The following is a 20323-nucleotide window of genomic DNA, read 5'->3' as shown; positions in this document are numbered from 1 at the left end:
CGAAGGGAGGGCACTGTGAGAATCCGTCGCGCGTTGGCCGCAGGGGCCGGCGTCTTCTCGGCAGTGGCAATCGGAATCGCGCTGGAGTCGGGTAATCCGGCGCGCGCGACCGGACCACCGGCCGACGGCACCTACACCTACAACGAGGCGGGCGTCTCGGGAGCTACCTGGACAATCTCGGCACTGTGCGATCAGCCGTCCGGAACCCGAAACATGAACGACTATTCCGACCCGATCGTTTTCGCGATGCAGTGTGCGCTGAACATCGTGAGTTCGACGCCCGAACAGATCAGCGCTGCCGACAAGCTGCAGAACTTCAGCGGCCGGGCCCGGATGTCCAGCATGCTATGGAGTTTCAAGGTCGACAAGGCGGACGGTGTCTCATGTCCGGGTGGTGGCACCGCTCCATCCACCGAAACCTTCGCGTTCAGTGACGAAACGATGAGCGGCACCCACACCACCATGCACGGTGCCGTCTGCGGGATGGAACCGGCGATGAAAAAGACGCCGTTCTCGCTGCAGATGGCCGGGCCGCCGCCCAGCCCGGTCCAGCGTTATCCCCTGCAGTGCAACAACATTGCGATCTGCTACTGAGCGGATCGGGTTTAGATCGGCGTGATGTAGTTGATCAGCCATTTGTTGCCGATCCTCTTGAAGTCCACCCGCAATCGGCTGCCGTCGTAAAGCGGCTGCCTCGACTTGTCGGTCACGGTGCGGTTCATGTACACCATCACCGACGCCGAATCCCGCTTGGCCGACATGACCCCAACGCCAACGACATTGGCCTGGACGACCACCTCGCGCTTCTTCGCCTCGGGAATGATCTGGGCATTGGCGCTCTTCTGGAACTCCTGGCGGTAGTCAGGCGTCAGCATCGGATACGCGTCGGCGAGGCTGCGTTCGACGGTCTGGTAGTCGTAGGCGAAAACCGCGGGCACCTCTTTGGCGGCAAGCTGCGGCAGCACCGCCCGCGCCGCCTGCTCGCCGCGGATCTCCACCCGCTCCCAGTAGAACCAGCCAGCCGCCGCGGACAAGCCGACAATGCCTGCGACCGCAAGGTATCCCGTGATGGCGATGAGCCACCGCCGCAATCGCATCAGTTGCCCCCGTCGGGGTACTTCAGGTCGTAACCCGTCATGTGGCCCTGCTCATCCTCGTGCACGATGACCCGGAGCCGGTAGGGCATGGACGGCTTATGAACTCCGTCGATGTCGGCCACCGTGACACGCACCGACACCAGCACCGAAGCGTTATCGGTAACTGTGTCAATGCCTTCCAGAGCCGACCCGTTGATCACTGCCTCTGAGGTCGCGTTGGTGGAGTGGAACAGAGCCTTCAGGTTTTCGATGTTGTTGTTGGCGCCGAGCATGCCTCGCAGCGGTCCGCTGGTGCCGTTGTAGAACCGGTTCACGCTGTCGTCGATGTTGTCCTGCTTGTAGCTGAACATGTTGACCACCGTCTGTGTGGCGGTGTCGACGAAGCGCTGATCGCGGGCCCGCCCCGCTTCGGCGTGCCGTTGCTGGATGATCAAGGCGGTCAGGCAGCCGGCCAGCGCGCCAATCGCCAACAACGCGGCGGCGAACGCAACCCAGGCGACCTTGACACCGCTCGGCCGGCGCCGTGGTGGCGGCTTGACCGTCTTGAGGGTTTTGGCGCGTTTGGCCGCTGGCTTCTTCGGCCCGGCCGGAGCCTCGAGCGCAACCGCGGTGGCCGCGCTCGACTCGCCCGTCGCCGGGCCCGCCGCGCGCGATGCCCGGCGCCGAGCACGCTGAGTCGTGGTCTGTTCGCCGCTGACTGCAGAGGCCACTACATCGGCCTTGGATCAAGCATGAGGTCCACCCAATTCTCGGCGCTGGACGTGTTCGCGCCGGCCGCGAAGATACCAGTGCCTCCTGCCGGGTCCCTGAAGGCTCCCGTGGTTTGGTCATAGGTGGTGTACGCGGGACCGCTGGCCTGCGGACCCGGTCCAGGTGCCGGCGCGGGGGCTTCCGGCGCTGCCGGTGGCGGCAGCCACTTCGGATACGGGATCTGCGGCGGCACCGGCGGAACGCCCGGCGGCATCCACGACGGGTTGCCCGGCGGCGGCCCGCTGTCGTTGGGTGGCGGCGGAGCGTAGGCGGGCTGATGGTTGGGCAGCGGCCCCGGCCCCGGCACCACACCCGGCGGGGGCGGCCCGACGATCGGAGTACCTGGATCCGGCTCCGCCTCCGGTGGAATATAGGGGAACTTGTTGGGCGGCAGGGTGTTTAGCCCATTGGTTTCCGGCGTGTTGTACGGGACCGGCGGACCGCGCCACGGGTTACGGCCAACCGGCACGTAACCCCTCGGGTCGCGGCATAGCTGAACTGTCGGGGCCCGTTTGCCGGGGAACTCCTGGCAGGGATAGTTACGTGCGCCACGCACGGTACTGGGATCGTTCTGAGCGACCTTGCAGTACATGTCTCTCGGGAGCTCGCGCACCGTCTCGTCGGCCGGCGTTCGCATCAACGGCGGCGGCAGGAAGCCCACAGCGCACGGCGGCGGGTCGTTGAGGTCGAGTTTGAAGTCCAGCTTGGCGCCTTCATCCTGGGGGGCACCGCCCGCGGCCGTGGTGATCGCGGCGAACAAGGCGGGCAAGACCACCAGAAGTTGCTCGATCGACTTGTGGTAGATCACGCCCACCCGGCCCAGGTTGGCCAGGTTGGCGGCCAGCGCCGGGAATGCCGGCCGGATACCGGAGAACGCGGTGCTCGCCTCGTCGGTGGCGCCCGGCGCGACCGACAGTGTCGAACGAAGCTGCGGGTCGGCGTGCTGCACCTCGGAGGTGAACCGAGCCAGCCCGTCGGCGAGCGACTTGACATCAGCGCCGGCGCGAATCTGGGATTGCAGGAACGGGCCCGCCTGATCGATCAACTGCGAGACTTGTGGGTAGTCGGCGTTGGCCTCGTCGACCAGCAACCGGGCCGATTCAAACAGGCGGGCCAGCTCTGGGCCCGACCCGTTGGCCGCCTGGAACGTCTCGTGCAGCAGTTCTCGCAACTTGGTGTCACCCAGGCTGTTGACCAGCGTCTCCGCCCGCTTCAACAGATCGGCGACGTCTTGACCGATCCGGGTGTTGGCACGATCGATCCGAGACCCGTTGTGCAACTTGGCCGATGCCGGGATGTTCGGCGGCACCAGGTCGATGTACTGCTCACCGACGGCCGACACACTCTTCACGGTCGCGGTGACATTCGACGGAATCGGAGTGCCACTGTTGAGCCGCATTTCGGCCGTCACGCCATTGGGGTTCAGCCCGATCGACTCCACCCGGCCGACCGCGACGCCGCGATAGGTGACGTTGGCGCTTTTGTAAAGGCCGCCGCCGGCAACGAAGTCGGCATTGACCAGATAGGTGCCGAGACCGAATGTGGCGGGCAGCCGAAGGTAGAAAATCGCCATGATCGTCAGCGTGATCGCGGTGATCACCGCGAATATCCAGAGCTGAATTCTGGTGAGTTTGTCTATCATTCGCGCGGCCCCTACTGACCTGCCGTGCCGGGCGGAATCTTGAACGGGTCGGCCGCCTGTCCGGACAGGTTGGCCATTTCGCCGATCAAGAAGTCGGGCGGATTGAGGATCTCGCTCATGTGCATCATGTTCGGATCAAGTGCATAGGAGGTGGTGAAGAACGTCTCACCGAGCCGGCGCAAGGTGAGGTCGAAGGTGGTGAACACGTTGAGGTAGTCGCCGCGCACCGCCTGTTTGATACCGAAGTTCGGGAAGGGGAACGTCAACAACAACTGCAGCGACGTGACGAAATTCTTCCGGTTGTCGTTGAGCGCCTTCACGACCGAATACAGCCCTTTGAGGTCTTCGGCGAAGTCCACCTTAGTCTTTGACAGCACGTGCGAGGTGACGGTCGCCAGCTTCTTCAGCGCGGCGAACGCCTCGACAATGTGTTCCCGGTTCTTGTTGAGCACACGCAACGCTTCAGGCAGGGTGTCCAGCGCCCGGCCCAGGTTGTCTTTGTCGTGCGCCAGGTTCGCGGAAAATCGGTTCAGACCGTCGACCGCGTTGATGATGTCGCCGACCTGCCGGTTGAGTCCCGACGTCAGTTCCGCCAGCCGCGGGATCAAGCCGGTGAACTGGTCTTGCCGGCCTGCCACAGCCTGGTAAGTCTCGTCGGTAATCTCTTCCAGCGCACCGAGATTGCCCTTGTTGACCACGACACCGAGAGCCGAAAACACCTCTTCGGTGGTGGGGAAGCGGCCGGTGTTGGACTCCGAGATCTTGGATCCGTTAGTCAGCCTGCCGGTCGCCGGCTTGCCCTTCGGGGCAGCCAGATCGATGTGCAGCGAACCCAGTAGCGATGTCTGCGCGACGGTTGCAGTCGCATTGGCCGGCAACACGACATTTTTGTTCAGTGCCAATTTCACTGCGGCATAAAAAGACCCGTCGCTGCGCTGCTCGGCCGAAATACCGGCGACGCTGCCGACGGTGACATCGTCGACCATCACCGGTGAGTTCTGCGGCAGGGTCGCCACGTCGGGCATTTCGACGGTAACCGAGAATGCGCCGCCGCCGTGACCCGCGGTGCCGGGCATCGAAAGCGAGTTCAGTCCGCCGTACTGACAACCGGCCAACAGCGCGACGCCCGCCACCAATGCGCTGCCGCGCAATAAGATTCGCCTCATCCGCCAGACCCCTGACCATTTTGCAACCCGGCGGAAGGCCCCTGGTTGGGCGCCGGACCCGGCAGGGGCCCGAACGCGGAGCCCGGGCCTGGACCCGGAGCGGGTGCGTTAGCACCAGCCGGCGCCCCCGGCGGTGGCACGGCCTGCGGAGCACCCGGCACCAGCAGGGCCTGCAGATCGGCCGGGTTCTGGGCGGGGGCCGGCGCAGCACCCTGGGCCGGTACCCAGGTCAGCTGCGGAATCGGCGTCTGCGCCTTGGCTTGGGTCTGCGGGGTGTCGTACATGATCTGGCCCTTGTACGCCGTGATCGTATTGAGCGGGTGGAACATGATCGGCGGGTAGTTCACTGCCAGCCGGCGCAGCACCGGCCCCAGCCGCTCGCGGCACAGCTCCGCGCGCCGGTAGTAGTCGGGTGCTCGCGGACCGCCGGCGGTTTCGAAGGAACCGCCGCAGATGAACTGCACCGGGTTGGCGAATTCGGGTATCGACAGCAGACCGTTCAGCGTGCCCTGCGCCGGGTCGTAGATGTTGTAGAAGTTGGCGATACCGGGGCCCGCCACGTGCAGCACCTGTTCGATGTTGTCGCTCTGGTCGCTCAATGTCTTGCTGAAATCGTTGAGCTGATTGACCGTATCGATCAACGTCGAGTTGTTCTCGTGCAGGAAGCCGCGGATGTCGGACAGTGCCTGATTGAGAGTGCCCAGGGTGTTGTCCAGATGCCGCGAGCTGTCGGCGAGGACCTGCGAGACGGAGGCGACGTTTCCGGCGAACTGCACGATCTGCTCGTTACTCGCCGATAGCGCGTTGACCAGGACCTGCAGGTTCTTGACGGTGCCGAAGATGTCGCTGCGCGAATCCCCAAGCCGCCCAGCGACTTGCGAAAGCTCCTGCAGTGCGTTGTGGAACGACTCGCCCTTGCCGTCGAACGTGTCAGCGGCCTGGTTGATTGCCGCGCCCAACGGCCCGTGCATCGATCCGCTCGTCGGGCCCAGCGAGACGGCTAGTTGGGTCAGCGCTTCCTTGACCTCGTCCCATTCCACCGGGACCGCGGTGCGGTTCAGGTCGATGCTGCCGCCATCGGGCAACACCGCCCCGCCGGTGTATGCCGGGGCGAGCTGAATGAACCGCGCCGCCACCAGGTTCGGTGACATGACGACGGCCCTGGCGTCCTTCGGGATCTTCACGTCCTTGGGGACCGTCATGGTGATCTTGACGTCCGACGGCCGCGGTTCGATCGAGTCGATCTTGCCGATCGGCACGCCGAGGACGCGGACCTGATCGCCGGGATAGAGCCCGACCGCAGACGTGAAGTAGCCGATGATGGTCCGGTTATTCGCTTGCGTGGAAAGCACATACACGCCCCCCACCAGCACCGCGACCAGCGCGATGATGGTGGTGTTGCGCAGCCCGCGGCTGCCGGCGATTCGCTTGATCATGGTGACTTCGGCCGGATGATCCAGCGTTCCTGGATCAATCCGCGTAGGTAGTCGGAAAGGCTGGCGGGCAGCTTGCCCGGCTGATAGAAGAAGTCGAACATCGCCGCAAGCAGCGGCGCCGGGATCACGCCGTAGACGTTGACGTTGAATCCCGGTCCGGAACCGACCACCTCGCCGAGCTCTGTCGCATAGGTGGGCAGTCGTTTCAGGGCCTCGGTGATGTAATCGCGGCGCTCGTTGAGATTGCCCAGTACATCGTTGAGCTTGCTCAGGGCGGGGCCGAATTCCTTGCGGTTATCGGCGACGAAGCCGGAAATCTGTGCTGACAAACCGTTGATGCCCGAGATCAATTGGCCCAGCGAGGCGCTGCGCTCGTCGAGCGCGGCGAACAGCTCGTTGCCGTCGTCGACCAGCTTGTTGACTTGGTTGGCGCGGTCGGACAACACCGATGTCACCGACTTCGCATGTGCCAGAAGGCTTTGCAGGGCCTCGTCACGGCGGTTCAGGGTGCGGGACAGCGAAGTCACCCCGTCCAGCGCGCCGCGCAATTCCGGGGTGGCGCCGTGCAGCGTGTCGGTGAGCACGTTCAAAGCCTGCTCGAACTGGGGCTTGTTCAGGTTGCTTGAGTTTTGACCCAGGTCCTCCAGCGCGCCGGCCAGCGTGTACGGGGTGGTCGTGCGGCTCCGCGGAATCGTGGTCGCCTTGCCATGACCGGCCGGAGTCACCGCAATCGAGCGCTCGCCAAGGATGCTGTCGGTGCGGATCGCGGCCAGCGACTGATCACCGACCGCGACGTGCCGGTCCACCGAGAACGTCACCTTTGCGCTGTCTCCGGCCAAACCGACGGACGCCACCTTGCCGACCTTGAAGCCCGACACGTAAACGGAGTTGCCGGGCGAGATCCCGCCGGCGTCGCTGAAGTAGGCGTCGTACACCCGGCCCTGCGGGTAGAACGGCAAGTTGGCGTAGCCGAATGCGAGTAACACGACGCAGACAACCAGCACCACGCCGAAGATCCCGGTGCGCAATGGATCGCGTTCACGCTTTGGGCTATTTGACAAAAGCGCACCTCCCCTGGCTGGGATCCACCTGACCACCGAGGGGCAGCAGGATGTCGCTGCCGGCCGGTCCGTTGATCTTGATGGTCACTGAGCAGAAGTAGATGTTGAAGAACGACCCGTAGGCGCCGAGTGCGGCCAGGCGCAGATAGTCCTCGCCCAGTTGCTCGACGTCGTTGTCCACCTCGGCCTTGCGGTTGTCGATCTCGGTGGCCAGCGGCCGGGTATTTTCCAGGATGCCTTGCAGCGGCCGGCGTGAATTCTTCAGCAACTCAGTAAGATCCGTCGTTGTCGACGCCAGTGGCGGAATTGCTCCCGCGATCGAGTCTTTGTTTTTGGCCAGTCCGCTGATCAACTGCTGCAGTTGGTCCACGCTGGCCGAGAATTGCGCGCTCTTTTGGTCGATGGTGCCCAGCACCGTGTTCAGGTTGGTGATCGTGTCACCGATGAGCTGATCGCGCTGGCCCAGCGCCGTCGAGAAAGCGCTGGTGTCGGCCAGCACGTTCGACAACGCTCCGCCCTGGCCCTGCAACAGCTCAATTACAGCGCTGCTGATCGTGTTGACCTTGTCGGCATCCAGGCCTTTGAGCACGGGCTTCAGCCCACCCAGCAACGCATCCAGATCCAGTGCGGGCTGGGTGTGTTGGGAGTTGATCGTCCCGCCCGGAGGCAGCTTGCGTAGCTCCCCGGGACCCGACGTGATCTCGAGGAACCGGTCACCGACCAGGTTTTCGTAGCGGATCAAGGCCCGCGTCGACGAGTAGAGGGTGTAGCGGCTGTCGATTCCGAAAGCCACGTCGACGCTGTTGTCCGGGTTGAGCTTGATGCCGTCCACCGAACCGACCGGCACCCCGGAAATGCGAACCTTTTGGCCGGCCTTCAACTTAGACGCGTCAATAAACGTTGCGTGGTAAGTGTTTTCGTCGCCGAACCGGAAGTCGCCGAAGACCACCACCAACCCCGCGGCCACCAACAACATCGCCACCGCGAAGACGCTGACCTTGATCACCATCGACCGGTGCGACGGCAGTTCCGAACTCGCCATCAGAAGTCGTCCCGTTCCGCGAAAGAGCCGTGGAACAAGAACTGCAGCGTCGAGGGTGCGTCGAACTGCAATTCGGTGAACGGCTCGTAAGGGATGTTGGCGTTGTCGGTGACCAGGAATGGTGCCCGGTAGAACGACCCGCCGGTCTGCTTGGTCGGAATGTCCGGCAATCCCCGGCAGTTTGGACCGCCGGACGCGTTGACGACCGGCAACGACTCCGGGAAGGTGTACGACGGCGCGCCCAACACGAAGCTCGACGACGTGAACAGGCCCGCCTTGCGAACACCGAGCAAGGGGGCGAACTCCTTGATGCCTCGCTCGATACCGGCGAACAGGCAACCGAATTCCGGCGAGTAATCCGACGCCACCTTGATGGGGGCCCGCAGCCGGTTGAGGGCGTCGATCAGGTCCTGCTCGGCCGGCGCCAACGTGTCATAGGCGTTGTTGGACAGGCCGATCGTTGCCAGCAGCGTGTCGTTGAGATTCTTCTGCTCGTCGACGACGGTCTTGTTGATGGTGGGCAGGTTGTCGAAGATGGTGTTCAGGTCCGGGGCGGCGTCGGCGTAGATGTTGGTGACGACGGCGGTCTTGCGGAAGTCCTCCTGCAGCGCCGGCAGCTTCGGGTTCGCTTGTCGCGTAAGGGTATTCAGACCTGAAAGCAGCGCGCCCAGGTCGTCGCCATGACCGCGCAGGCCTTCGGCGAAGGCACTCAACGTCCCGTTCAATTCGACCGGGTCGACCTTGTGCAGCAGATTCATCAGCGACTGGAACAGGGTGTTGACTTCCAGCTGCACCGCGGAGGCTTGCACGTGCGCATCAGGACGCAGGGAGGTCGGCGAAGGCGCTTGGGGCGGAATGAATTCGACCGACTTGGCGCCGAAAATGGTGTTGCCCGCGATATGCACCGTCGCGTTGGACGGGATGAAGTGCATGTCGTCGCTGTTGATCGCCAGCGTCAGCCGTGCCTGGTCGTCCGCATAGTTGATGTCGGTGACCTTGCCGATCTGGATGCCGCGGTACTTGACCTTGGCGCCCTTGTCCATCACCAGCCCGGCCCGCGGCGCCGCGACGGTAACCGTGTCGACCGACGCGAAAGCCGCCGTGTACGAGAGGTAAGTCCCCACCGCAAACGCCACCAACAAACTGGCCAGCAGCGCCGCTGCCAGCCGTACAGTTGAACGTCGTGATGCGGTATCTGACATGTGTTTTAAGCGGTCCCCTTATCCAGAGAGGTTGAAGTTACCGGACGCACCGTAAACGGCCAGCGAGATGAACAAAGTAATGACGACCACGACGATCAGCGAGGTCCGCACCGCCTGCCCGACCGCGATGCCCACGCCTACCGGCCCACCGCTGGTGTTGTAGCCGTAATAGGTATGGACCAGCATCACCGCGATGGACATCACGATGGCCTGCAGGAACGACCAAAGTAGGTCCGACGGGATGAGGAACGTATTGAAGTAGTGGTCGTAGAGACCGGCCGACTGTCCGTTGATGAAGACCGTGGTGAACCGGGCGGCGAAAAACGCCGCGAGCACCGACAGTGAATACAACGGGATGATCGCCACCAGGCCGGCGATCAGCCGAGTCGACACCAGGTAGGACACCGAGTGCACAGCCATGCATTCCACCGCGTCGATTTCCTCGGACACCCGCATGGCACCCAATTGGGCGGTGGCACCGGCACCGATCGTCGCCGCCAGCGCGATGCCGGCGATGACCGGCGCGACAACGCGCACGTTCAGGAACGCCGACAGGAAGCCGGTCAATGCCTCGATGCCGATGTTGCCCAGGGACGAGTAGCCCTGGACGGCAATGACCCCACCGGAGGCCAGGGTCAGGAATGCCGCGACGCCGACCGTGCCTCCGATCATCACCAAAGCGCCCGCGCCCAGGGTCATCTCGGCAATGAGCCGGATCGTCTCCTTGCGGTACCGGGTGAGCGCATTGGGGACGTAGCGCACTGTCTGGCCGTAGAACAGGGCCTGCTCGCCGAAGTCGTCGATCGGGCCTTGCAGTCTGGCCGCGATGTTGCGGAACCGGTAAGTGAGGTCGTAGCTCATCGCGTGCTCACTTCGTCGAGAACCGCACGCCGATGGCCGTCATCACCACGTTGATGACGAACAGACAGATGAACGCGTAGACGACGGTTTCGTTGACCGCATTGCCGACGCCCTTCGGCCCACCCTTGACGGTGAGGCCGCGGTAACACCCGACGAGGCCGGCCATCACGCCGAAGAGCAGCGCTTTGACCTCCGCAAGCATCAACTCGCGCAGTCCGGTCAATACGGTCAGGCCGTTGATGAATGCGCCCGGGTTGACGCCCTGCAGAAACACGGAGAATACGTACCCACCGGACAGACCGATGGCGCAGACCAAACCGTTAAGCAACAGTGCGACAACGGTCGACGCCAGGACGCGGGGTACCACCAGCCGGTGGATCGGATCGATGCCGAGTACCCGCATCGCGTCGATTTCTTCACGGATGGTGCGGGCGCCCAGGTCGGCGCAGATCGCGGTGGCGCCGGCCCCCGCGACGACGAGCACGGTCACCACCGGGCCCAGCTGGGTGATGGTGCCGAATGCCGTTCCGGCGCCGGACAAATCGGCCGCGCCGATTTCGCGCAGCAAGATATTCAGGGTGAATGCCACCAGGACGGTGAATGGGATGGACACCAAGAGCGTCGGGACCAACGACACGCGCGCGATCATCCACGTCTGATCCAGGAACTCGCGGAATTGGAACGGCCGCCGGACAGATGCGCGGGCCGTATCGATCATCATTTCGAAAAACCCGCCGACAGCACGGGCCGGAACCGCAAGTTGTTCGATCAACGCGGGCCCCCCCTTTGCTGCTCACGGCGAAGCCTGTGCGTCGCCTTTGCGTTGTCTTCGGTCGCACCCGGCTGCGTGTGAGCCGGATCATATTAACTCAGAAGAAGTTCACCGTGTCAATGAACAGGTTATCTCTGTCCGAAGCGTTAATTTGTCCTGGTCAGCGCCCTTGCGGTATTCCCAATCTGACACACGTTCTACTAGCGGATTTCCCCCCCGAGAAACAGTATTATGCCGCTATTGCTCCATTAACGCGGTCGCGGAAAAGTTACGTTCTGGATCACGACCAGCAAAGTAGTCCTGCAAGGCGCCGCTCAGTTGAGTCGGGTCCCACGCGGCGCTGTCGGCGATGAACCTGTGTTCCGCCGTCGGGGCCGAGACCAATGTCACCTGAGGCCCGTAAACGATGAACACCTGGCCGTTGACCTCTGCGGCCGCCGGGGACGACAGGAACTGCACCAGGTTCACCACGTGCTCGGGCGACAGCGGGTCGACACCGCCTTCCTCTGTATCTGGTGCGCTGCCGAACACGTCGGCCGTCATCGCGGTGCGCGCGCGGGGGCAGATCGCGTTGGCACACACCCCGTAGCGACCGAGCGCCCGCGCCGCGGTCAGGGTGAGCGAGATGATGCCCGCCTTGGCAGCGCCATAGTTGGCCTGCCCCACCGGACCCACCAGTCCGGCCTCCGACGCGGTGTTGACGATCCGGCCGAAGATCGATCCCCCGGCGTCTTTGGCCCTGCTGCGCCAGTAGGTCGCCGCGTTGCGGGTGAGCAAGAAGTGCCCACGCAGATGGACGGCGATGACCTGGTCCCATTCCTCGTCGGACATGTTGAACAGCATCCGATCACGGGTGATGCCGGCGTTGTTGACCACGATGTCGAGTCCGCCCAGCCCGTCGGCGCAGGACACCAGTTCGTCGGCCGTGGAGCGCTGACTGATGTCACCGGTCACGGCAACGGCCTTCGAGCCGGCGGCGCTGATCTCGTCGATGACGTCCGAGGCATCCAGCGCGGCGGCGATGTCGTTCACGACGACGGTGGCGCCCAGGCGGGCCAGGCCCAGCGCTTCGGCGCGCCCCAGTCCCGCGGCCGCACCGGTCACCACCGCGACCTTCCCGGATAGATCGGTCGCGTTCGTGCTGCTAGTCAATTTATGAATACCTCTAGTTTCGGAGTCCCTCGCCGCTAGTCTTCGCGCAGCAACGCCGCGCGCGGGCACTCGGCGATCGCCTGCTCGGCGAGATTTTCTTCGTCGGACGGAATCGGATCGAGCTTCACGACGGCGTAGTCCTCATCGTCCAGGTCGAAGATATCCGGCGCGATTCCCAAGCACACCGCGTTACCTTCGCACCGGTCACGATCCACGATCACCCGCACGGCATCCTCCTTGAAGCTGGCCCGGATCTGGCTCCATGTCCCATCAGAATGTAGCTCCACCATAGGGCTCACGTGCACCTGAGGAAACGGTCGCTGGATTCCCAGACTAGAACGTGTTACAACCGGGAAGACGAATGGGTAGCCGTTGGTCGAATAGCCGCTTGTCACGTTTAACCAAAAGGACGGCTGGAATGCGCATCAGTTACACCCCTGAACAGGAGGAGCTGCGTCGCGAGCTGCGGTCGTACTTCACCAAGCTCATGACGCCCGAGCGCCGCGAGGCGCTTAGCTCCGCACAGGGAGAGGTCGGAACCGGCAACGCGTATCGCGACACCGTTGCGCAGATGGGCAAAGACGGGTGGCTCACCCTGAACTGGCCCAAGGAGTACGGCGGCCAGGACCGCTCCCCGATGGACTCGCTGATCTTCACCGACGAGGCCGCGGTCGCCGGCGTGCCGGTGCCCTTCCTGACGATCAACAGCGTTGCGCCGACCATCATGGCGTTCGGCACCGACGAGCAGAAGAAGTTCTTCCTGCCCAAGATTGCCGCCGGTGATCTGCACTTCTCGATCGGCTACTCCGAGCCCGGTGCCGGCACCGACCTGGCCAACCTGCGCACCACCGCGGTGCGCGATGGCGACGACTATGTCATCAACGGCCAGAAGATGTGGACCAGTCTGATCGCTTACGCCGACTGGGTCTGGCTGGCGGTGCGCACCAACCCCGAAGCCAAGAAGCACCGCGGCATCTCGATGCTGGCCGTGCCGACCACCGCCGAGGGTTTCTCCTGGACACCGGTGCACACCATGGCCGGTGTGGACACCAGCGCCACCTATTACTCCGACGTGCGAGTCCCGGTGACCAACCTGATCGGCGAGGAGAACGGCGGCTGGAAGCTGGTGACCAACCAGCTCAACCACGAGCGGGTCGCCCTGGTGTCGGCGCAACCGATCTTCCTGGCCCTGCGCGAGGTTCGGGAATGGGCGCAAAACACCAAGGATTCCGGTGGGGCGCGGTTGATCGACTCGGAGTGGGTGCAGCTGAACCTGGCCCGGGTGCACGCCAAGGTCGAGGTTCTCAAGCTGATCAACTGGGAACTGGCATCGGCGGCAAGTGAAGCCCTGTCGCCCGCAGACGCGTCGGCGGCCAAGGTGTTCGGGACCGAGCTGGCCACCGAGGCCTACCGGCTTCTGATGGAGGTGCTGGGTACCGCGGCGACGGTGCGCCAGGATTCGCCGGGCGCGTTGCTGCGTGGCCGGGTCGAGCGGATGCACCGGGCCTGCCTGATCCTGACCTTCGGCGGCGGCACCAACGAGGTGCAGCGCGACATCATCGGCATGGTCGCCCTCGGCCTGCCCCGGAACCGCTGAGCAGCTCTCTACTTTCAAAGGACAGCATCGGAATGGATTTCACGACAACCGAAGCGGCAAACGACCTCGGCGGCCTGGTCGACACGATCGTGGACTCGGTGTGCACGCCCGAGCATCAACGCGAACTCGACGGGCTCGAGCAACGGTTTGACCGCGTCCTGTGGCAGAAGCTGGTCGAGGCCGACATCCTCACCAGCGCATCGGCGTCCGCGCTTGGCGGCGACGGTTTCGGTGCGCTCGAGCAGATCGCGATCCTCGTTGCGCTCGGCCGCCAGCTGGCCGCGGTGCCCTACCTGGAGTCGGTGATGCTGGGCGCCGGAGTGCTGGCCCGGTTCGGCTCCGAAGAGCTGCAGCAGGGCTGGGGTGTGCCGGCCGTCAAGGGGGAGAAGATCCTGACGGTCGCCCTCGACGGCGAGATGGGCGAGGGCCCCGTGCAGGCCACCCGCTCCGGCGACGGCTACCAGCTGACCGGAACCCGCACCCAGGCCGGCTTCGGCCCCGTCGCGGACGCCTTCCTGGTTCCCGCCGAAACCGATTCCGGCACAGCTGTTTTCCTTGTCGCCGCCGACGACCCGGGCGTCAGTGTGACCTCGCTGGCGACCACCGGCCGCACCAGCATCGGGCACTTGGCGCTGGACGGCGTCGCGGTGGGCGAAGCGCGGAAGGTCGGCGGCAGCGAGGTCGCCGCCTGGCTCGGCACCCTCGGCACTCTGGGCCGCACCGCGTATCAACTCGGGGTGCTCGATCGCGGGTTGCAGATGACGGCCGAATACGCCCGCGAGCGTGAGCAATTCGACCGCCCGATCGGCAGCTTCCAAGCGGTGTCGCAACGGCTGGCCGACGGCTACATCGACGTCAAAGGGCTGCGGTTGACGCTCACCCAAGCGGCCTGGAAGGTCTCGGAAGACATCCCCGCCGAGATCGACGTCGCCAGCGCCGCGTTCTGGGCCGCTGACGCCGGACACCGGGTCGCGCACACCGTCGTGCACGTGCACGGCGGCGTCGGCGTCGACACCGATCACCCGGCGCACCGCTACTTCCTGGCCGCCAAGGAGACCGAGTTCGCGTTGGGCGGTGCCACCGGGCAGCTCCGCCGGATCGGTCGTGAGCTGGCGGAAACTCCTGCCTAGCTTCGTGATTCCTCCCGATCCCACGGTCACCAAACTGCTGGAGCCACTGGCAGAGATCGACGACCGGGGCGTCTACTTCGAGGATTCGTTCACCAGCTGGCGCGATCACCTGCAACACGGTGCCGCGATTGCGGCGACGCTGCGCGAGCGCCTCGACCCCGGCAAGCCACCGCACGTCGGCGTGCTGCTGGAAAACACGCCGTTCTTCTCGGCGATGTTGACGGCGGCCGGGATGTCGGGGATTGTGCCGGTTGGCCTCAACCCGGTGCGCCGCGGCGAGGCACTGGTCCGCGACATTAGCCGGGCCGACTGCCAGCTGGTATTGGCCGACTCGAAATCTGCTGCGCCGCTGGATGATATCGACCACTTGAACGTCGATTCCGCGAACTGGGCTGCCGAGGTCGACGCGCATCGCGGCGTCGAACTGAGCTTCCAGTCCGCCTCAGCCGAAGACCTTTTCATGCTGATCTTCACCTCGGGCACCAGCGGCGAGCCCAAGGCGGTGAAGTGCAGCCACGGCAAGGTCGCGATCGCCGGAACGACGATGGCGCAGCGGTTCGACCTCGGCCGCGACGACGTCTGCTACGTGTCGATGCCGTTGTTCCACTCGAACGCGGTTCTGGTCGGCTGGGCGGTGGCGGCCGCGTGTCAGGGCTCAATGGCGCTGCGGCGTAAGTTCTCTGCGTCTGGATTCTTGCCGGACGTGCGACGTTACGGCGCCACCTACGCCAACTACGTGGGCAAGCCGCTGTCCTATGTGCTGGCCACGCCGGAACAACCCGACGACGCCGACAACCCGCTGCGCGCGGTCTACGGCAACGAGGGTGTTCCCGCCGACATCGAACGGTTCGGCCGCAGATTCGGCTGCGTCGTCCAGGACGGATTCGGATCGACCGAAGGCGGGGTGGCGATCGCTCGCACGCCCGATACGCCGCCGGGCGCATTGGGACCGCTGACCGAGGGGCTCGAGATCGTCGACCCCGACACCGGCAAGCCCTGCGGAGTGGGAGTGGTCGGCGAGCTGGTGAACACCGCCGGACCGGGCCGTTTCGAGGGTTACTACAACGACGCGGCCGCCGAGGCCGAGCGAATGGCCGGCGGGGTCTACCACAGCGGCGACCTCGCCTATCGCGACGAGGCCGGATACGCGTACTTCGCTGGACGGCTTGGCGATTGGATGCGGGTCGACGGCGAGAATCTCGGCGCCGCCCCGATCGAACGGGTGTTGCTGCGATACCCCGACCTGGCCGAGGTCGCCGTGTACGCGATCCCCGATCCCGTGGTCGGCGACCAGGTGATGGCCGCGTTGGTGATGGCGCGGGGTGCCGAGTTCGATGCCGAGAAATTTCGGGCGTTCCTGGCCGAACAGCCCGACCTGGGACCCAAGCAGTGGCCGTCGCAGGTCAGGATCAGTGCGGAGCTCCCGCGGACGGTGACATTCAAGGTTCTCAAGCGCCAGTTGGCAGCCGAAGGTGTCGACTGCGATGATCGGGTATGGCCGATACCCCGATAACCCGATGAATGCGCGGCCCCTAGAACTCGCGCTGGAGGCGAGCTTCGAACAGCTTTCCGATACCGTCCCGGCCAACATTGGTGTCGCCATCGCGCGTCCGGACCGGACCTATTCACTGGGCAGGTGGTGGTCGGGGGTCGCCTGGTCGACGATCAAAGTGCCCTTGGCGATCGCGGCGTTGCGCAGCGATTGGCTCGGTGCCCGCGAGTTCGCGGTCAAGGCCATCACCGAATCCGACAATCGCGCATCCGAACAGTTGTGGTCACTGCTGGGCGAGCCGGTCGAGGCGGCACGCAAGGTTCAAGGCGTGGTCGCCGAAGGTGGCGACACCGCCACGGTGGTCGAATCACGGCGGCTGCGGCGCGGTTTCACCGCATTCGGCCAGACGGAGTGGACTTTGCAGCGGCAAGCGCGGTTCGCCGCGGAGCTGCCTCTGATCCCCGACGCGGCGGACGTGATCGAGCTCATGGGCGCGCTGGCTCCCGATCAGCGATGGGGCCTGGCCGCCAACGGCGCTGCGGCAAAAGGGGGTTGGGGGCCCGGCGTAAACGGCGAGTACCTGGTCCGCCAGTTCGGACTTTTGTCCACGTCGTCGGGGCAATGGGGTGTGGCATTGGCGGCCGAAGTCCACGACGGCGGCTTCGAAACCGGAGTCGAAGTCGTCAACACGGTAATGGACTGGCTCGTCAGCCGGCTTCCCGTGCTGGCCCGCTATTGACGATCACCGCGCCTTAACCCGTGATTGACGGCACCACGGCGTCGATCAGATGCGGCCCGGGTTCGGCGAAGGCGGCGCGCAGCGCATCGGCCAACTCCTCGGCGGTGCTCACGCGCCGCGCGGGTACGCCCATACCTTCCGCGATCTTGACGAAATCCATTGTGGGACGCGATAAATCGAGCAGGTCCAGCGCCTTTGGGCCGGGAGCCGACCCGGCGCCGACGCGTTGCAGCTCGATCCGCAAGATGTCGTAGGCACTGTTGTCGTACAGCACGGTGGTCACGTTGAGGTTCTCGCGCGCCTGAGTCCACAATCCGGAGATCGTGTACATCGCCGACCCGTCGGATTCCAGGCAGAGCACTGGGCGGTCGGGGGCGGCCACCGCGGCACCCACCGCGGCGGGGATGCCGTAGCCGATCGCCCCGCCGGTCAGCGTCAGCCAGTCATGGGCGGGCGCCCCGGCGGTGGTCTGCGCCAGCAGCAGGCCCGAGGTGTTCGACTCGTCGACGACGATCGCCCGTTCCGGCAGCAGCGCGCCGATCACGTCGGCCGCCGACGCGGAGGTCAGTGCGCCGGTCGGCAGCTGCGGGCGTGACGCTGCGGCCACCGGGGCAACGGTGCCGGGCGCGATCTCGTCGGCCAACGCGACGAGAGCGTCGGCCGCACCGCTGTGCGCGGCGAGCATGTGCACCTCGCAGCCGGCCGGTACCAGGTCGCTGGGCATGTTGGGGTAGGCGAAGAAGGACACCGGCGACTTGGCGCCGGCCAGCACCAGATGCGTGGCGCCGTCCAGTTGCGCGGTGGCGGCCTCGGCGAAGTACGCCAACCGCTCGACGGCGGGGATGCCGGCACCGCGTTCCAGGCGGGTCGGGAAGGTCTCGCAGATCACGCGGGCCCCGGTCGCCTCGGCGATCCGCACCGCCGCGGCCAGCCCGCGGGCGCGGGTGGCATCGCCGCCCACCATGATCACCGTCGGTTCTCCGGATCGCAGCAGCTCCGCGACCTCGGGCACCAGCAGTGGGTCGGCGCCCGTCGGTTGCGCTGGCGGCGCAGCGGCGGGCTGGGCGCCGTCCGACCAGGATGCGTCGGCGGGGAGGATCAGCGTCGAGATCTGTGAGCCGGCCCGACTCGCGGCGATGGCCTCGACGGCGTCGAGCGCGACGTCGGCGGCGGCACCCGTGCGGCGCACCCACCCCGAGACACTGCCCGCAAGCGCATCGATATCCGATTCCAGTGGGGCGTCGTACTTTTTGTGATATGTGGCGTGGTCACCGACCACGACCACGATCGGCACGTGAGCCCGGCGCGCGTTGTGCAGGTTGGCCAGACCATTGCCCAATCCGGGGCCGAGATGCAACAGCACCGCCGCCGGCCGATCGGCGATCCGGGCATAACCGTCGGCAGCGCCGGTGGCGACGCCCTCGAAAAGGGCCAGCACGCCACGCATTTTCGGAACGGTGTCCAAGGCGGCGACGAAGTGCATCTCCGAAGTTCCGGGATTGGCGAAGCACACGTCGACACCGCCGTCGACCAGAGTGTTGATCAGAGCCTGCGCACCGTTCACCTGTTGGCCTCCAGTCTGAATACGCGTTCGGCGTTGCCGTGGAGAAAGTCGTGACGAGCCTCGTCGCCGAGCCCGAGTTCGTCGAGCCCGGCCAACGTGTGCTCGTGAGTGATCATCGGGTAGTTGGTGCCGAACAAGACTTTGCGTTGTCCGGTACCGGTTTTCATGAACCGGATCAGTTCTTCGGGAAGCCGCCGGACGGTGTAGGCGGAGGTATCGATGTAGACGTTCTCGTGTTTGCGCGCGACGGCCACCATCTCCTCGGTCCACGGGTAGCCGACGTGTCCGCACACGATCACCAGCTCGGGAAAGTCCAGGGCGACCTGGTCGATGTAGGGAATCGGGCGTCCGGTCTCCGAGGGCCGCAGCGGGCCGGTGTGACCGACCTGGGTGCAGAACGGGACGGCGGCCTCGACGCATTCGGCGAAAAGCGGGTAGTAACGGCGATCGGTGGGCGGCGCGTTCCACAGCCAGGGCACTACCCGCAGGCCGACGAACCCTTCGGCGACCCGGCGCCGTAGCTCACGGACCGCCTGCATCGGACGATCGAGGTCGACGGTCGCCAGACCGGCAAATCGGTTCGGGTGCAACCGGGTCCACTCGGCAACCTCGTCGTTGGAGACGAGGTCCTGACCATTGGGGCCGCGCCAGGCACTGAGCAGGCCGAAGCCGACATCGGCCGCGTCCATCGCCGCGATCGTGACTTCGATCGGGATGTCGGTATCCGGTATGGACTCACCCGTCCAGCGCCGTAGGGACGCCAGCATGTCGCTGCGCAGGAACCGCGCAGTCGGGTGCTGCATCCACACATCGATCGTCATCGCAACTCAACATTAGCCGCGTGCCCTCAGACGGCCAGCGCCGCGCGGGCGGCAGCATGCGTCCGCGCCGCGTACCCGCCGCCGAACAGCACGACGTGGGCCAGCAGCGGAAAGAGCTGATGCAGCCCCATGCGATTGCGCCAGCCGGGTTGCAGCCGTCGCACCTCCTGGTAGCCCGCGACGACATCGTCATAGTGCAGGCAGCCGAACAGCGCGAGCATCGCCAGGTCGGTCTCGCGGTGACCGGCGTGCGCGGCCGGGTCGATCAGCACCACGCCGTCTTGTGTCCACATCACGTTGCCGCTCCATAGATCGCCGTGCAGCCGGGCCGGCCGGTCGTCGTCGTCGAAATCGCCTGCGCGGCAACGCGCCATGACGGAATCGATAGCGGCACGGGCCGGCGCACCGAGCTGAGCCGCCGCGAGCTCGAGCATCGGGGCCAGCCGCTCCTCGGCGTAGAAGTCGCCCCAGCGTTGATGGGGCCGCAGCGACATCGGCAACGGCTGCGACAACGGCCCGAAGAACCCCGGCCCGTCCCAGCCGCCGGGCCCCAGGCCGAACGCCGAAGCGCCCGCGTCGTGCGTGACGGCCAGTTGACTGCCGAAGATCCGCGCCGCGTCCGGGTCGGGGTTCACCGATTCGAGACGCCGCAGGGTCAGGCTCGCGGCGTCAACCGAAACGATCTGCGCACAGGGCACGCCCGCGTCGACCGACGAAAGCCAGCGCAGCCCCGCGGCTTCCCAGGCGAAGTAGCCGGCAGGCGCGCCCGAGTGGTGTTTGACGAAGTCGGTCACACCGC

General features: G+C 65.4%; 20 protein-coding genes. 5 read left to right on the top strand and 15 right to left on the bottom strand.

Annotated features, from left to right (window positions below; all coding sequences use genetic code 11):
• Positions 1-15 precede the first annotated feature (15 nt).
• Positions 16-594: a hypothetical protein gene (locus ACZY0B_RS01845; RefSeq protein ID WP_463762226.1), complete on the top strand. Its 579-nt coding sequence runs from the start codon at positions 16-18 to the stop codon at positions 592-594.
• An 11-nt stretch (positions 595-605) separates the two neighbouring features.
• On the opposite strand, the gene ACZY0B_RS01840 is transcribed toward ACZY0B_RS01845, so the two are convergent.
• The 12 genes from ACZY0B_RS01840 to ACZY0B_RS01785 all read right to left on the bottom strand — a co-directional run bounded on the left by ACZY0B_RS01840 (position 606) and on the right by ACZY0B_RS01785 (position 12408).
• Positions 606-1097 (bottom strand): mammalian cell entry protein, encoded by a 492-nt coding sequence (locus ACZY0B_RS01840; protein ID WP_463762225.1) that lies wholly within the window; start codon positions 1095-1097, stop codon positions 606-608.
• Entirely contained in the window at positions 1097-1807 is a 711-nt protein-coding gene (locus ACZY0B_RS01835; protein WP_463762224.1) for a mammalian cell entry protein, read from the bottom strand. The genes ACZY0B_RS01840 and ACZY0B_RS01835 overlap by 1 nt, the downstream gene beginning before the upstream one ends.
• A complete protein-coding gene (locus tag ACZY0B_RS01830) occupies positions 1807-3489 on the bottom strand; it encodes a virulence factor Mce family protein (RefSeq protein ID WP_463762223.1) in 1683 nt (560 codons plus the stop codon). The genes ACZY0B_RS01835 and ACZY0B_RS01830 overlap by 1 nt, the downstream gene beginning before the upstream one ends.
• An 11-nt stretch (positions 3490-3500) precedes the next feature.
• Positions 3501-4655, bottom strand: coding sequence for an MCE family protein (locus tag ACZY0B_RS01825; protein ID WP_463762222.1), 1155 nt, complete (start codon positions 4653-4655; stop codon positions 3501-3503).
• On the bottom strand, positions 4652-6091 hold the full coding sequence (locus ACZY0B_RS01820; RefSeq protein WP_463762221.1) for a virulence factor Mce family protein: 1440 nt from the start codon (positions 6089-6091) through the stop codon (positions 4652-4654). Before ACZY0B_RS01820 ends, ACZY0B_RS01825 begins: the two co-directional genes overlap by 4 nt.
• A complete protein-coding gene (locus ACZY0B_RS01815; RefSeq protein WP_463762220.1) occupies positions 6088-7152 on the bottom strand; it encodes a virulence factor Mce family protein in 1065 nt (354 codons plus the stop codon). Before ACZY0B_RS01815 ends, ACZY0B_RS01820 begins: the two co-directional genes overlap by 4 nt.
• Positions 7142-8194 (bottom strand): MCE family protein, encoded by a 1053-nt coding sequence (locus tag ACZY0B_RS01810; RefSeq protein WP_463762219.1) that lies wholly within the window; start codon positions 8192-8194, stop codon positions 7142-7144. The genes ACZY0B_RS01815 and ACZY0B_RS01810 overlap by 11 nt, the downstream gene beginning before the upstream one ends.
• A complete protein-coding gene (locus tag ACZY0B_RS01805; protein ID WP_463762218.1) occupies positions 8194-9396 on the bottom strand; it encodes an MCE family protein in 1203 nt (400 codons plus the stop codon). The genes ACZY0B_RS01810 and ACZY0B_RS01805 overlap by 1 nt, the downstream gene beginning before the upstream one ends.
• Positions 9397-9414: 18 nt before the next feature.
• Positions 9415-10257 (bottom strand): MlaE family ABC transporter permease, encoded by an 843-nt coding sequence (locus ACZY0B_RS01800; protein ID WP_108920397.1) that lies wholly within the window; start codon positions 10255-10257, stop codon positions 9415-9417.
• A 7-nt stretch (positions 10258-10264) separates the two neighbouring features.
• Positions 10265-11029 carry an MlaE family ABC transporter permease gene (locus ACZY0B_RS01795; RefSeq protein ID WP_463762216.1) on the bottom strand — a complete coding sequence of 255 codons (765 nt, stop codon included), beginning with the start codon at positions 11027-11029 and terminating at the stop codon, positions 10265-10267.
• Positions 11030-11266: 237 nt separating this feature from the next.
• Positions 11267-12181: a 3-oxoacyl-ACP reductase gene (locus tag ACZY0B_RS01790; protein ID WP_463762215.1), complete on the bottom strand. Its 915-nt coding sequence runs from the start codon at positions 12179-12181 to the stop codon at positions 11267-11269.
• Positions 12182-12216: 35 nt separating this feature from the next.
• On the bottom strand, positions 12217-12408 hold the full coding sequence (locus ACZY0B_RS01785; RefSeq protein ID WP_463762377.1) for a ferredoxin: 192 nt from the start codon (positions 12406-12408) through the stop codon (positions 12217-12219).
• A 191-nt stretch (positions 12409-12599) separates the two neighbouring features.
• On the opposite strand from ACZY0B_RS01785, the gene ACZY0B_RS01780 reads away from it, so the two are divergent.
• Genes ACZY0B_RS01780 through ACZY0B_RS01765 form a run of 4 tightly spaced genes read left to right on the top strand, consistent with a single transcriptional unit; the run spans position 12600 to position 17139 of the window.
• Positions 12600-13778 (top strand): acyl-CoA dehydrogenase, encoded by a 1179-nt coding sequence (locus ACZY0B_RS01780; RefSeq protein WP_463762214.1) that lies wholly within the window; start codon positions 12600-12602, stop codon positions 13776-13778.
• Between the two features lie 32 nt (positions 13779-13810).
• On the top strand, positions 13811-14908 hold the full coding sequence (locus ACZY0B_RS01775; protein WP_463762213.1) for an acyl-CoA dehydrogenase family protein: 1098 nt from the start codon (positions 13811-13813) through the stop codon (positions 14906-14908).
• Between the two features lie 4 nt (positions 14909-14912).
• Complete coding sequence (fadD17, locus tag ACZY0B_RS01770; protein ID WP_463762212.1) at positions 14913-16421, top strand: long-chain-fatty-acid--CoA ligase FadD17; 1509 nt, start codon at positions 14913-14915, stop codon at positions 16419-16421.
• 4 nt (positions 16422-16425) lie between these two features.
• Positions 16426-17139, top strand: coding sequence for a serine hydrolase (locus ACZY0B_RS01765; protein ID WP_463762376.1), 714 nt, complete (start codon positions 16426-16428; stop codon positions 17137-17139).
• Between the two features lie 13 nt (positions 17140-17152).
• Here the strand turns inward: ACZY0B_RS01765 and ACZY0B_RS01760 are convergent, their stop codons facing one another.
• The 3 genes from ACZY0B_RS01760 to ACZY0B_RS01750 are packed head-to-tail and all read right to left on the bottom strand — an operon-like array spanning position 17153 to position 20318.
• On the bottom strand, positions 17153-18703 hold the full coding sequence (locus ACZY0B_RS01760; RefSeq protein WP_463762211.1) for an acetolactate synthase large subunit: 1551 nt from the start codon (positions 18701-18703) through the stop codon (positions 17153-17155).
• Positions 18700-19524 carry an amidohydrolase family protein gene (locus tag ACZY0B_RS01755; protein ID WP_463762210.1) on the bottom strand — a complete coding sequence of 275 codons (825 nt, stop codon included), beginning with the start codon at positions 19522-19524 and terminating at the stop codon, positions 18700-18702. Before ACZY0B_RS01755 ends, ACZY0B_RS01760 begins: the two co-directional genes overlap by 4 nt.
• A 26-nt stretch (positions 19525-19550) precedes the next feature.
• A complete protein-coding gene (locus tag ACZY0B_RS01750; RefSeq protein WP_463762209.1) occupies positions 19551-20318 on the bottom strand; it encodes a fructosamine kinase family protein in 768 nt (255 codons plus the stop codon).
• Between the last annotated feature and the right edge of the window lie 5 nt (positions 20319-20323).

Source organism: Mycobacterium sp. IDUB_19, assembly GCF_055419445.1.
Note: the sequence above shows the minus strand (reverse complement) of the source record. Positions and strands in the feature narration are given on the sequence as shown.